The 14,196-nt window shown below is 49.5% G+C and carries 13 protein-coding genes; 7 read left to right on the forward strand and 6 right to left on the reverse strand.

Annotated elements, in window-relative coordinates; translation table 11 throughout:
* Positions 1-198: 198 nt before the first annotated feature.
* From ridA to pyrB, 3 genes are all read right to left on the reverse strand, one after another.
* The gene (gene ridA, locus JK154_RS14870) at positions 199-585 is read right to left on the reverse strand and encodes a 2-iminobutanoate/2-iminopropanoate deaminase (protein WP_211993342.1); all 387 of its coding nucleotides are present in this window, start codon (positions 583-585) and stop codon (positions 199-201) included.
* Between the two features lie 134 nt (positions 586-719).
* Entirely contained in the window at positions 720-1,181 is a 462-nt protein-coding gene (gene pyrI / locus JK154_RS14875; protein ID WP_211993343.1) for an aspartate carbamoyltransferase regulatory subunit, read from the reverse strand.
* A gap of 16 nt (positions 1,182-1,197) precedes the next feature.
* On the reverse strand, positions 1,198-2,130 hold the full coding sequence (pyrB, locus tag JK154_RS14880) for an aspartate carbamoyltransferase (protein WP_211993344.1): 933 nt from the start codon (positions 2,128-2,130) through the stop codon (positions 1,198-1,200).
* A 466-nt stretch (positions 2,131-2,596) separates the two neighbouring features.
* Here pyrB and JK154_RS14885 point away from each other — a divergent pair, with 466 nt between their 5' ends.
* Complete coding sequence (locus JK154_RS14885) at positions 2,597-3,049, forward strand: YhcH/YjgK/YiaL family protein (protein WP_211993391.1); 453 nt, start codon at positions 2,597-2,599, stop codon at positions 3,047-3,049.
* A gap of 49 nt (positions 3,050-3,098) precedes the next feature.
* On the opposite strand, the gene argF is transcribed toward JK154_RS14885, so the two are convergent.
* On the reverse strand, positions 3,099-4,109 hold the full coding sequence (gene argF, locus JK154_RS14890) for an ornithine carbamoyltransferase (RefSeq protein WP_211993345.1): 1,011 nt from the start codon (positions 4,107-4,109) through the stop codon (positions 3,099-3,101).
* 165 nt (positions 4,110-4,274) lie between these two features.
* Here argF and rraB point away from each other — a divergent pair, with 165 nt between their 5' ends.
* From rraB to uhpT, 6 genes are all read left to right on the forward strand, one after another.
* Complete coding sequence (gene rraB / locus JK154_RS14895; RefSeq protein WP_211993346.1) at positions 4,275-4,694, forward strand: ribonuclease E inhibitor RraB; 420 nt, start codon at positions 4,275-4,277, stop codon at positions 4,692-4,694.
* A 49-nt stretch (positions 4,695-4,743) separates the two neighbouring features.
* Positions 4,744-5,508, forward strand: coding sequence for a tRNA isopentenyl-2-thiomethyl-A-37 hydroxylase MiaE (miaE, locus tag JK154_RS14900; RefSeq protein ID WP_211993347.1), 765 nt, complete (start codon positions 4,744-4,746; stop codon positions 5,506-5,508).
* A 110-nt stretch (positions 5,509-5,618) separates the two neighbouring features.
* Positions 5,619-6,209, forward strand: coding sequence for a transcriptional regulator UhpA (gene uhpA / locus JK154_RS14905; protein WP_211993348.1), 591 nt, complete (start codon positions 5,619-5,621; stop codon positions 6,207-6,209).
* Positions 6,209-7,708: a signal transduction histidine-protein kinase/phosphatase UhpB gene (uhpB, locus tag JK154_RS14910; RefSeq protein WP_211993349.1), complete on the forward strand. Its 1,500-nt coding sequence runs from the start codon at positions 6,209-6,211 to the stop codon at positions 7,706-7,708. Before uhpA ends, uhpB begins: the two co-directional genes overlap by 1 nt.
* A gap of 11 nt (positions 7,709-7,719) precedes the next feature.
* A complete protein-coding gene (locus tag JK154_RS14915) occupies positions 7,720-9,042 on the forward strand; it encodes an MFS transporter (protein WP_211993350.1) in 1,323 nt (440 codons plus the stop codon).
* Positions 9,043-9,185: 143 nt separating this feature from the next.
* Positions 9,186-10,574 (forward strand): hexose-6-phosphate:phosphate antiporter, encoded by a 1,389-nt coding sequence (uhpT, locus tag JK154_RS14920; protein ID WP_211993351.1) that lies wholly within the window; start codon positions 9,186-9,188, stop codon positions 10,572-10,574.
* A 66-nt stretch (positions 10,575-10,640) separates the two neighbouring features.
* Here the strand turns inward: uhpT and JK154_RS14925 are convergent, their stop codons facing one another.
* Complete coding sequence (locus JK154_RS14925; protein WP_211993352.1) at positions 10,641-11,150, reverse strand: GNAT family N-acetyltransferase; 510 nt, start codon at positions 11,148-11,150, stop codon at positions 10,641-10,643.
* Between the two features lie 184 nt (positions 11,151-11,334).
* Positions 11,335-14,190, reverse strand: coding sequence for a valine--tRNA ligase (locus JK154_RS14930; protein ID WP_211993353.1), 2,856 nt, complete (start codon positions 14,188-14,190; stop codon positions 11,335-11,337).
* Positions 14,191-14,196: the final 6 nt, after the last annotated feature.

Below are 14,196 nucleotides of genomic sequence, written 5' to 3' on the forward strand. Positions count from 1 at the left end.
TATGAATATGATGGCATCGCCTGTATGATTTTCACTCATGCCAGTAAATCGCAACGGATCAATTAACTCAGGCGTCGTTTCACTTTCCGTGCATTGCGGAAGCCTGTTCACATGTGGGAAATGATCAGATGATCACGGATGCCCGATTAACCCCCAGGGCGATACAGACACTGGGGGTTGGGGGTATGAAGGGTATGACTAGCGACGAACGGCGATCGCTTCGATTTCGATCTTCACATCTTTCGGCAGACGCGCAACTTCAACGCAAGAACGTGCCGGGAATGGCGCATGGTGCTCATTGAAGAAGGCTTCATAGGTTGCGTTCACGGTCGCGAAATCATTGAGGTCTTTCACAAACACGGTGGTTTTTACAATGTTGCCGACTTTCAGACCCGCCGCTTCAACGATCGCTTTAACGTTTTCCAGTGACTGACGTGCCTGGGCTGCAACATCATCAGGTACTGTACCAGTGCTTGGATCAACCGGGATCTGGCCGGAAGTGATTATCATGCTGCCAAGATCAACACCCTGAACATAAGGACCAATCGCGGCTGGGGCATTTTCTGTGCTAATAATGTGAGACATTTTTCTTCCTCAGTTGGCAGGTCGGGCAGACACGAGATAGTCTGCCGCATGAAACAGTAAACGGATTTCAGTCTGTTTACCTGAAAATTCCCCATTATTATAGAGGAGGATGCTTCATTGTCATTAGTGCCAGATCAATCCGCCAGCACAACATGGTGCGCAAACTCTTTCTCGCAATACTTGCACTTAAGGCTAATTTCTTCAGCCCGCTTTTTGACGGAAAAGTAGGATGCTACCGGTTCATTATGGCTAATGCAGTTACTGTTCGGGCAGCGTAGTACATTCTCAATATACAGGGGCAAGCTCGGACGGCTTTTACCGACCACTTCATACTCATCAATACGGTTTACGGTAGCCTGGGGGGCATAGAGTGCCAGCTGATTGACCTGATCATCCGTCAGAAAGGTATTTTCTATTTTGATCAGATCCTTGCGCCCTTGTTCACGGGATGGCAAATTCAGGCCAATAGTAATGCGTTGGTCAGTCTTGGTGAGCTGAAACAGAGTCAGTAGCTTAAAACCCACCTGCGCCGGGATATGATCGATAACGGTCCCGCGCTTGATAGCTTCAACTTGTAATTTATTATCATGCGTCATTTTTCTGTCCTCTCACTCAAACCAGTTCGCTATTCAACACCAGGGCCAGGAGAGCCTGGCGAGCAAAAATACCGTTACCCGCCTGCTGGAAGTACCAGGCATGAGGGGTTTTGTCCACATCGGTGGCTATCTCGTCAATACGCGGCAGGGGATGCAGCACTTTCATATTGGCACGAGCCCCATCGAGGTCTGCGGCTCGCAGGACAAACTGCGCCTTAACATTGGCATATTCAGAAGGATCAAGCCGCTCTCTTTGTACCCGGGTCATATAGAGAATATCCAGTGAGTCGACCACCTCATTAATGGAGGCGTGACAGCTCCAGGAAATCCCTTTTTCATCCAGCATATCGAGAATATATTGCGGCATCGCCAGGGCTGATGGGGCAATGAAATAGAACCGATTCCCTTCAAACTTAGCCAGTGCTTGTGCTAAAGAATGTACAGTACGGCCGTACTTCAAATCGCCGACCATGGCGATATTCAGGTTTTCAAGGCGACCCTGGGTTTCCTGAATAGTAAACAAATCCAGCAAGGTTTGTGTGGGGTGCTGATTGGCACCATCCCCGGCATTAACCACCGGAATATTCCCGGCAAACTCTGTTGCCAGCCTGGCAGCCCCTTCCTGCGGATGGCGCATCACAATCGCATCCACATAGGTGCCGATAACCGAGATGGTGTCCGCCAGCGTTTCTCCCTTTTTGCCCAGAGAAGTATTACTGCTGTCAGAAAAACCGACGACGGAGGCTCCCAGCCGATGTATTGCCGTTTCAAAAGAGAGTCGGGTTCGGGTTGACGCTTCAAAAAAACAGCTGGCGATCACCTTGTGCTTAAGCAGTTCTGGCTGAGGGTTAGCCTTCAGCTTTGCCGCGGTCGTCAGGGCCAGTTCCAGTTCATCGCGGCTGAGATCATTAATGGAAATGATGTGTTTCTTATAGAGTGGATTTGTCATATTAATCTCCTGTCCTCGGGCGATGAACAAAAAAAAGCCCCTCATTGAGGGGCTTTAGCAATCAGAATAGAAGCCATGGAAGAATAATGACGGGGCAACATCGTCAACTCGACGACAGGGTGTAACTGTTTTTTGTACACAATGACCCATACTTCCTCCTGGCAAATTGTGGCGCATTATACTCGGGTGTTTTTTCACTGCAATAGGTTTATTAAGACTTTTTGAATCTGTAGCAATCGGTTGCAATAACTGAAATACCGCCACTTTTGCTTATCCTGCAAAATGTGACGTTTGCCTCTGAATAGAGACCAGAACCCGGTTTTCACCCTACGACCTGCTGGCTGGGGGCGGATTCTCACCATGTTGTGATTTTTTACCTTCTTATGATCGGCGTCGCTGGTACCTTCATAAATAACCGCGCTAGAATTAATAAACTTAAGGCAGCGTGTTAAATAGAGAGGACAGGATGATCATTGGTAATATTCATGCACTGCAAGATTGGTTGCCGGTAGAACTGCGTCAGGTGATTGAACACGTTAAAACATACATTACCCCAGAAACACCTGTCGGTAAGCATGATATCGATGGTAATAACCTCTTTGTCTTGCTTACGGAGGATCTCACCCAACCCCTGGCAGACCGCAAAGCGGAATATCACACCCGCTATCTTGATATTCAAATTGTGTTGCGTGGCCAGGAAGGTATGGTTTTTAGCTGCCTGCCTGCTGACCAGTCCAATATTGAGTGGCATGCTGACAAAGACCTCGCTTTTTTACCTGCGGGTGAGCAAGAGAAGAGCGTTATCTTAAATGAGGGGGATTTTGTTATCTTCTATCCGGGGGAAGTGCATAAGCCTATGGTGGCGGTAGGCGAGCCCGCGATTGTGCGCAAAATAGTGGTTAAAGTGCTGCAGAGCTGATGCCGTCAGAGTGGGGCCCGTCCTCTCCCTGAGGAGAGGACGGGCGGAATTAAAATCCCGGGGCTAACGTCGCCACCATCACCGCTTTAATGGTATGCATGCGGTTCTCTGCCTGAGAGAATACCACGCTGTGCGCAGACTCAAAGACATCATCAGTCACTTCCATACCCTCATGTAGGTCGAAGTCCTCCGCCATTTGTTTGCCGAGGGTCGTTTTTTCATCATGGAAAGCCGGCAGACAGTGCAGGAACTTCACCTGAGGATTGCCGGTCAGTGCCAGCATCTGCTGGTTGACTTGATAAGGACGTAGCAGGGCGATACGTTCAGCCCATTTTTCTTTCGGCTCGCCCATGGACACCCAAACATCGGTGTAGATAAAATCAGCGCCGTTTACGCCTGCCGCAATGTCTTCAGTCAGGGTTATTTTCCCCCCACGCTGGGTGGCAAGCTCACGACACTGATTGACCAGTTCGGTATTTGGCCAGCAATCTTTAGGGGCGACCAGGCGAAGATCAAGACCGGTCAATGCGGCTGCTTCCAGCATGGAATTCCCCATGTTATTGCGCGCATCCCCCACATAAGCCAGGGTCATCTGTTGAAACGTTTTGCCGGGTAAATATTCCTGCATGGTCAGCAGGTCAGCCAGTAGCTGGGTGGGGTGAAACTCGTTGGTCAGACCATTCCAGACGGGAACCCCAGCATATTCAGCCAGCGTTTCAACGATCTCCTGACCATATCCCCGATACTGAATACCATCATATATCCGCCCTAATACTCTGGCGGTATCTTTTATTGATTCTTTATGTCCAATTTGGCTGCCACTGGGGCCAAGCCAGGTGACACGGGCCCCCTGGTCATAAGCGGCAACTTCGAAAGAGCAGCGAGTTCTGGTCGAATCTTTTTCGAAGATGAGCGCAATGTTTTTCCCTGTAAGATTTTGATTTTCAACTCCTTCTTTTTTGTCTTTTTTTAACTTAGCAGACAGGAGCAGTAATTCGTCAAGCTGGGCGGGGGTAAAATCGAGCAGTCTGAGAAAGTGTTTCTGATAAAAGTGACTCATTTTGACCTCACATGGCACACGCCGTAAATTGAATTAAAATTCAATTTATATGTATGAATATTCAATTGCAAGCCCGGGGGAGAAATCTTTGCCGGGAAAGGTGGAGGCAGACCGCGACGTATGTGAGAATAAGCACCATGTGCCGATACATGTGAGGACAGGATCATGGCAAATTCAGAACAGCTAGAAGAGCAGCGAGAAGAGACCCGTTTAATTATTGAAGAACTTCTGGAAGATGGTAGTGATCCAGATGCACTTTACACCATTGAACATCATCTTTCCGCTGATGATTTTGAAACGCTTGAAAAGGCGGCAGTAGAAGCCTTTAAACTGGGCTATGAAGTGACAGATCCTGAAGAGCTGGAAGTTGAAGAAGGTGACATGGTCATTTGCTGTGATGTGCTAAGTGAGAGCGCATTAAATGCCGAGTTGATTGATGCTCAGGTACTGCAGTTAATGACTCTGGCTGAAAAGTTTAATGTAGAATATGACGGCTGGGGCACCTACTTTGAAGGCGAAGAGGGTGACGAAGACCAGGACGATGAAGACGAAGATGATGAAGATGACGACGGTGTGCGTCACTAAGCATCGATAGTGGGGCAGCAGCGTTGGCTGCTGTACTCCAGGATAAGGCATGAACCTACAGTTACTCCTCTCACCCATTCGTGATTTTTTGCACTGTCCAACGCCTGAGGCATGGATTGCACAAGCTCGCAAACCTGAAAATCTACCGTTGTTACTTACCGACCACCTAATATGCGAACTCAAAGCAGCCCAGACGGCGATGTTTCTGATACGCAAATACGTGGCGGATAAAGAAGGCGCCCACACGCTACTTGCCTGGTTACGTCCTTACGAACATTTTGCATTCAGTGGCGGGCCGGAGCCCGACTTCCTGGCATTGCATAAAGGCCTGAGCAAAAAGCTGATGCCGAAAACACAAGGTGAGTGGCAACAGAACCTGATTGACAGCATGGTATTGCTAATAAAAGAAGAGCTGCATCACTTCTGGCAAGTACGTGAAATCATGGTAGCCAGGGGGATTCCGTATGTGAAAATGACAGCCAGCCGTTACGCGAAGGGGCTATTAAGTGAAACCCGTACCCATGAACCCCTCATGCTGGTGGATAAACTGATCTGTGGGGCATATATCGAAGCCCGATCTTGTGAGCGCTTCGCGGTACTTGCCCCCTTGCTTGATACTGAACTCAGTCATTTTTACTTCTCATTACTCCGATCAGAAGCACGGCATTACCAGGATTATCTCAATCTGGCACAGCAAGTTGCCGGGGGAAATATTCAGGACAGGGTGTGCTTTTTTGGTGAGGTCGAGGCCGGACTCATCCAGCGTCATGATGATACTTTCCGTTTTCATAGCGGCATCCCAGCAGTGGGGTAAAAATCTGATCATGGTCAGTCATTCATCTGAGCGGCTAATGGCGTTTACTGCTTGAACCTTGTTACCGGAGTCGTTAAGTTAACGACGATTTTTATGCCCTGGAAGAGACCATGATTACCCTTGCTCTGATTGACGATCACCTTATCGTACGTTCAGGTTTTGCTCAGTTGCTGGCGCTGGAACCGGATTTCCAGGTCGTGGCCGAATTTGGTTCCGGGCGTGACGCGCTGGCAGGGTTGCCGGGGCGGGGTGTCCAGGTGTGTATTTGTGACATCTCAATGCCCGACATGTCGGGGCTGGATTTACTGGGCCAGCTTCCCCAGGGTATGGGTACGATTATGTTGTCAGTTCATGATAGCCCGGCACTGATCGAACAAGCCTTAAAAGCCGGGGCTCGTGGTTTTTTATCCAAACGCTGTAGTCCGGACGAATTAGTCGCCGCGGTTCATACCGTTGCTACTGGTGGCTGTTACCTGACTCCGGATATAGCGAGAAAACTCACGGTAGGGAGACAGGACCCACTGACCCGGCGTGAGCGGCAGGTGGCTGAAAAGCTGGCTCATGGCATGGCAGTCAAAGAGATCGCCGCAGAACTGGGACTGTCACCCAAGACGGTGCACGTCCATCGGGCAAATTTGATGGAAAAGCTCGATGTTAATAATGATGTCGAGCTGGCTCGTTATATGTTTGCTGGCTGGTAATGCGAGGCTTTTTTCCCCGACTGGCCGGGATCGTTGCCAGTTTTTTCATTTTCTCCGCCGCCTGGTTTTGTCTGTGGAGTATTAGTCTTCATTTAGTCGACAGCCCGGAACTGGCCGTTCTGTTATTTCCCTTCGGCCTGCGCATGGGGTTAATGCTGCAGTGCCCGCGCAGTTACTGGCTGGTATTATTGGCTACTGAGTGGTTACTGCTGGGCTGGCTAGCCTGGCAAGTTTCATTGCTCCATTTACCTTTTTTATTGATCGGCAGTTTACTCAGCATGCTGCCAGTGGTGCTCATTTCCCGCTATTCGGATCAGCAAGACTGGCAAACGTTACTGCGTCAGGGGGCTGCCCTGGTTGTCGCTGCCTTGCTACAGTCAGTTCCCTGGATAGAACAAGGGGCCACGGCATTGCATGCCTTATTGTTAGCGCTAACGGGGAGTTTAACGCTGGCACCCATCTGTCTGGTTATCTGGCGCTATCTCACCAGTACAGTCTGGCACCCCTTGGGACCATCTCTGGTTACTCAGCCGGTCAACTGGCGTGCCCGCCACCTTATCTGGTATTTGGTACTGTTCGCCATCAGCCTGTGGCTGCAATTAGGGCTGCCTGCCGAGTTATCACGCTTTACACCATTTTGCCTGGCATTACCGATTATCGCCCTCGCCTGGCATTATGGCTGGCAAGGTGCACTCATTGCGACGTTAATGAATGCTATTGCCCTGATAGCCAGCCAGACGTGGCACGCTTATCCGGTAGATTTATTATTGTCATTACTGGCCCAGAGCCTGACGGGCCTGTTATTGGGCGCAGGAATTCAACGTTTGCGTGAACTCAATCTTTCATTACACACCGAGCTTCAGCGTAACCATCGTCTGATGGAACGTTTACTGGAAACTGAAGAGAGCGTTCGGCAAGATGTGGCGCGGGAACTGCATGACGACATCGGGCAGACGATTACCGCGATTCGTACTCAGGCCAATATTGTTCAACGACTGGCGGCGGACAGTACGGCTATTAAACAGAGCGCGACCCATATTGAGCAACTCTCCCTGGGGATTTACGATTCAGTGCGTCGTCTGTTAGGGCGGTTACGCCCACGGCAGCTCGATGATTTACCCTTGTCCCAGGCCATAAGCGGATTAGTCAGAGAGATGGAACTTGCCGGGCAGGGTATTATCAGCCATATCGACTGGCAGATAGAAGAATCAGTACTCAGCGAAAGCCAGCGCGTCACTCTATTTCGTATTTGCCAGGAGGGGCTGAATAACATTGTGAAACACGCCAACGCACGGGTGGTCACATTACATGGCTGGCAGCAAGACAAGCAATTGATGCTGGTGATTAACGATGATGGGAGTGGTTTGCCCAATGATGCTGGGCAGCCTGGCTTTGGTCTGACGGGAATGCGTGAACGAGTGTCGGCATTAGGTGGAACACTGATGATTTCTTGTACTCATGGCACCCGTGTCAGCGTTACTCTCCCGTTAGGCTGGTAAGAGACATCTTCATGTTGGGATTTTTAAAAGTACCAAAAAATATTCAGCCATTGGGTGACAAACAGGAAATCGATCGCCGTTATCGTTACTGGCGTAAACATATACTCCTGACTATCTGGCTCGGCTATGCTCTGTTCTATTTTACCCGTAAAGGCTTTAATGCGGCGGCACCAGAGATCCTCGCTACTGGCGTGATGACCCGAACGGATATGGGACTACTGGCGACCCTTTTTTATATCACGTATGGCTTGTCAAAGTTCCTCTCGGGTATTGTCAGTGACGGCTCCAATGCCCGTTATTTTATGGGACTGGGGCTGATTGCCACTGGGGTGATCAATATCCTGTTTGGTTTTTCAACATCGTTGTGGGTCTTCGCTTTTTTATGGATGCTGAATGCCTTTTTTCAGGCTTGGGGCTCGCCAGTCTGTGCCCGTTTGCTGACCGCATGGTACTCCCGCACGGAACGAGGGAGCTGGTGGGCGTTATGGAATACGGCCCACAATATTGGTGGGGCATTAATTCCCATGATGATGGGGGCGGTAGCCCTGCATTATGGCTGGCGCAGTGGCATGATCATTGCCGGGATAATGGCGATTATTGGTGGGCTATTTATCTGCTGGCGTCTGCGGGACAAACCACAAAGCCTTGGTTTACCCGCCGTGGGGGAGTGGCGAAATGATGCCCTTGATATTGCGCAGCAGCATGAAGGTATCGGTCTGTCACAAAAAGCGATCCTTTATAAATATGTGCTCGGCAATCCTTACATTTGGTTGTTATCCCTGTGTTATGTGCTGGTCTATGTGGTGCGTGCCGCCATCAATGACTGGGGTAATTTGTATATGTCTGAAACACTGAATGTGGATTTAGTGACAGCGAACTCTGCTGTGACCATGTTTGAGTTGGGTGGATTCATTGGTGCGCTGGTCGCGGGTTGGGGCTCAGATAAACTGTTTAATGGCAACCGGGGGCCGATGAATTTAATCTTTGCTGCCGGGATCTTACTCTCTGTGGGATCTTTGTGGCTGATGCCTTTTCACACTTACGTGATGCAGGCAGCCTGTTTTTTTACTGTTGGTTTTTTTGTTTTTGGCCCACAAATGCTGATTGGCATGGCGGCGGCTGAGTGCTCCCATAAAGATGCAGCAGGTGCTGCTACTGGGTTTGTTGGTCTGTTTGCTTATCTTGGCGCTTCTCTGTCTGGCTGGCCGCTGGCATGGGTTATTGACGTCTGGCACTGGAACGGTTTTTTTGTGGTGATATCCATCGCTGCTGGAACCTCTGCGCTCTTTTTACTGCCATTTTTAAATGCCCAGGCCCCACGTCCTTTGACTTAAGTGTGACTCGCTTCACCTTTTTATATATACCATTCGGAAACTAGGATATTTTCTCGATCTAACCTGGATGCTATCCCAGGTTATATGGCCCCCTGATTTTTACAATAACGATATTATGTCGATGTTTTAATCAGGAATTATTCATGCTGGCTTTTTTAAATCAGGTACGTAAACCCACGCTGGATCTGCCCCTCGAAGAGCGGCGCAAGATGTGGTTTAAGCCTTTTATGCAGTCATATCTGGTAGTTTTTATTGGCTACCTGACAATGTATTTGATTCGTAAGAATTTTAATATTGCACAAAACGACATGATCTCAACCTATGGGTTGAGCATGACACAATTAGGGATGATAGGGCTCGGGTTTTCTATTACCTACGGTGTCGGCAAGACGCTGGTTTCCTACTATGCTGACGGTAAAAATACCAAACAATTCCTGCCGTTTATGTTGATCCTCTCTGCTATTTGTATGCTGGGCTTTAGCGCCAGTATGGGGAGTGGCTCTGTCAGCCTGTTTTTGATGATTGCATTCTATTCACTCAGCGGGTTCTTCCAGAGCACCGGGGGGTCCTGTAGCTATTCAACTATTACCAAATGGACACCACGCCGTAAGCGTGGCAGCTATCTTGGAATGTGGAATATTTCCCATAATCTGGGGGGAGCCGGAGCCGCAGGTGTCGCGCTATTTGGTGCTAATTATCTGTTCGATGGGCATGTTATTGGCATGTTTATCTTCCCATCCATTATTGCTCTGATCGTCGGCTTTATTGCTCTGCGTTACGGCAACGACTCTCCAGAAGCTTATGGCCTGGGGAAAGCAGAGGAGCTGTTTGATGAGCCGTTGAGTGAAGAAGATCAGGAGACAGAAGACTCAGCCATGACGAAATGGCAGATTTTTGTTGAGTATGTGCTGAAAAACAAAGTTATCTGGTTACTCTGCTTTGCTAATATTTTCCTGTATGTGGTGCGTATCGGTATTGACCAGTGGTCAACGGTGTACGCTTACCAGGAGCTCAAGCTGTCCAAGGATGTCGCTATCCAGGGGTTCACCCTGTTTGAGGTAGGCGCACTGGTAGGAACCTTACTGTGGGGCTGGTTGTCTGATCTGGCAAACGGGCGTCGTGCCCTGGTGGCCTGTATTGCCCTGAGCCTGATTATCGCCACTCTGGGGATTTATCAGCATGCCAGTAATCAGTATGTTTACCTTGGTTCTCTGTTTATTCTCGGTTTTCTGATTTTTGGCCCGCAATTGCTGATCGGTGTGGCGGCTGTCGGTTTTGTACCTAAGAAGGCTATCAGTGCTGCAGACGGTATCAAAGGGACTTTTGCTTATTTGATTGGTGACAGTTTTGCCAAGCTGGGTCTGGGTATGATTGCTGACGGGACGCCCGTTTTTGGATTGACGGGCTGGGCGGGTACCTTTGCCGCTCTTGATGCCGCGGCTATCGGCTGTATCGTTTTGATGGCTATTGTTGCCATCCTGGAAGAACGAAAAATTCGCCGTCTCAAAAAATTAAGAGCACAAGCGGCATAAGCGAAGAGATGCAGTGAACAAGCGCCAGAAGTGAGCCTGGCGCTTGTTGTCATCGTGTGCCGTGTATCAGAGTGGTTTGAGCATTCTCACTTCGCAGTCTACATGACCGGTGCAGCCCAGCGGTTCATCAATATGCACAAAGCCTAAGTGCTCGTAGAGCCCGATGGCTTCCTTCAGAAATGCGGTTGTTTCAAGGTAACACTGTTTAAACCCCTGATCCCTGGCGTATTCGATGGCCTGCAGTGCGAGCTGCTTCGCTAATCCTTTGCCACGAACCACGGAAGAAAAGTACATTTTCTGCAGCTCACAAATATCAGGCTGGCTACATAACAGTGGGGCAATCCCGCCACCGCCTACAACGACGCCGTCCATTTCCACCACCCAGAAAGCATGGCCGGGCTTGCTATAGACCTGATACAGCTCGTCAAGATCCGGGTCTGCAACGGTATAGCCCTTATCAGCAGTTAAACCATATTCAGCTGAAACCTGGCGAATAACCCGTGCGATAGCCGAATTATCATGGGGGGTTATCCGGCGAAACAGGCATTGTGGTTCAGCCAGCGTAGCAAGATTCATACATCACTCTTTAAAAAGTATAGAAGAAATAGCTGTTTTAAAACTACCCAGCATCAGGACAAGGCATTATCTTACCTGGCGGCGATAGTCGGGTCTAACAATAAAAAGGCCGGGTAGCTACCCGGCCTTTTATGGCAGGCCCGGAAAGAAAATGGCTATCTCTTTCTGGGGCTCCTCAGACTCACTATAACGCAGCAATCACCGTCTGTTGCTCAATAAGCTTCGCCTTAGTATCAGCATAGCCATCCAGCTTTTCACGTTCCTTGGCAATCACGGCTTCTGGTGCCCGCGCGACAAAACCTTCGTTAGAGAGCTTACTTTCAATACGACCAATTTCTGCCTCTACTTTCGCGACTTCTTTTGCCAGACGTGCCAGTTCCGCCTGCTTGTCAATCAACCCGGCCATTGGGATCAGTAGTTCAGCGCCGTCGATAATCTTGGTCACAGAAACCGGGCCCTTATCGCTGGCAGGCAGAATACTGATACTTTCCAGACGTGCCAGATTAAGCAGGAAGCTACGGTTTTCATTCACACGACGTTCAGCCTCAGCACTGACACCACGTAACAGAACATCCAGCGGTTTACCTGGGGAGATATTCATCTCCGCACGGATATTACGCACAGCAGTAATAGCCTGTTTTAACCATTCGGTATCGGCCAGAGCAGCGGTATCATCCAGGCTGGCATCAAATGCCGGGAATGGCTGCAACATAATGGTATCGGCAGTGATGCCTTTCAGGGTTTTTACGCGCTGCCAGATAGTTTCAGTGATGAATGGAATGATCGGGTGTGCCAGGCGCAGTAAACCTTCCAGCACATTCACCAGTGTATTACGGGTGCCGCGTAATTCCGCCTCAGAACCGCCATTCATCACTGGTTTGGTCAACTCCAGATACCAGTCACAGAACTGGTTCCAGGTGAATTCATAAAGAATGTTAGCCGCAATATCAAAGCGGTAGTTATCCAGCGCTTCACGGTAAGCTTTTACGGTACGATTGAATTCAGCCAGGATCCAGTTATCCGCCAGCGACAGCACTCGTTCGCCGCCGTTAAAGCCACAATCCTGCCCTTCGGTATTCATCAGCACGAAACGGCTGGCGTTCCATAACTTATTACAGAAGTTGCGATAACCTTCCAGGCGTTTCATATCCCAGTTGATATCACGGCCGGTAGAGGCAAGTGCTGCCAGCGTAAAGCGCAGGGCATCAGTCCCGTGAGGCTCAATACCATTCGGGAACTGTTTCTCGGTACGTTTACGGATCTTCTCTGCCATTTGTGGCTGCATCATATTGCCGGTACGTTTTTCCAGCAAATCTTCCAGCGAGATACCATCAACCATATCCAGTGGATCAATGACGTTACCCTTTGATTTGGACATTTTCTGCCCTTCATCATCCCGGATAAGGCCAGTCATGTAGACGGTTTTAAACGGTACTTGTGGTTTGCCATCTTCATCTTTGATGAAGTGCATGGTCAGCATGATCATGCGAGCAATCCAGAAGAAAATAATATCGAAACCGCTCACCATCACGCTGGTGGGGTGGAAAGTACGCAGCGCTTCAGTATTTTCTGGCCAGCCCAGTGTGGAGAAGGTCCACAAACCGGAAGAGAACCACGTGTCCAGGACGTCTTCATCCTGATTCAGTGCAATATCTGCTGGCAGATTATTTTCTGCGCGAACTTCGGCCTCATTCCGGCCAACATAGACGTTACCCTGGTCATCATACCACGCTGGAATACGGTGTCCCCACCACAACTGGCGTGAAATACACCAGTCCTGAATATCCCGCATCCAGGAGAAATACATATTTTCGTACTGTTTTGGTACGAACTGGATATCACCTTGTTCAACTGCTTCAACAGCGACCTTTGCCAGGGGAGCGGTGCGCACATACCACTGGTCAGTCAGCATCGGCTCAATAACCACACCACCACGATCCCCATAAGGGACAGTTAAGTCGTGGGCTTTAATCTCATCCAGCAGCCCCAGTTCGTCAAAAGCAGCAACCACTGCCTTGCGGGCAGCAAAACGCTCAAGTTTCTGGAAAGCCGCAGGAATATCAGCGCTATAAGCCTCGCAGGCTTCACCTTTAGTATCAAAAATTTCAGCCGCCTCACGGATATCACCGTCAAGTGTCAGAATATTGATCATTGGTAATTGGTGGCGGCGGCCAACTTCATAGTCATTAAAATCATGGGCAGGGGTGATTTTCACACAACCGGTGCCCTTTTCCATGTCCGCATGTTCATCACCAACGATAGGGATCCGGCGATTAACGAGCGGCAGAACCACAAACTTACCGATCAAGTCTTTGTAACGTGGATCTTCAGGATTCACAGCCACGCCGGTATCACCCAGCACGGTTTCTGGACGTGTAGTGGCAACAACTAAATAATCTTTGCCATCGAGCGTTCGGGCACCGTCTGCTAAAGGGTAGCGCAAATGCCACATGGATCCTTTAGACTCACGGTTTTCTACTTCCAGATCGGAAATTGCGGTGCGTAGCTTAGGATCCCAGTTGACCAGACGTTTGCCGCGGTAGATCAGATCTTCTTTATACAAACGAACAAAGACCTCTTTCACGGCATTGGACAAGCCTTCATCCATCGTGAAACGCTCACGTTCCCAGTCCACGGAGTTACCGAGGCGACGCATTTGACGAGTGATCGTCCCGCCAGACTCTGCCTTCCATTGCCAAATTTTTTCGATAAAGGCATCACGACCATAGTCATGGCGTGTTTTACCTTCTTCGGCAGCAATTTTACGCTCAACCACCATCTGGGTTGCGATACCCGCGTGATCGGTACCTGCTTGCCACAGGGTATTTTTGCCCTGCATACGCTGGTAACGGATCATGGTGTCCATGATGGTTTGCTGAAAGGCGTGACCCATATGCAAACTACCGGTGACGTTCGGCGGTGGGATCATGATGCAGAAGCTTTCCTGGCTCTGGTCGCCATTCGGTTTAAAGTAGCCTTGCTGTTCCCAATGCTCGTAAAGCGGCTGTTCGATATCTTGCGGGTTATATGTCTTTTCCATGGTCTG

Source organism: Citrobacter sp. JGM124, from assembly GCF_018257795.1.
Taxonomy (GTDB): domain Bacteria; phylum Pseudomonadota; class Gammaproteobacteria; order Enterobacterales; family Enterobacteriaceae; genus JGM124.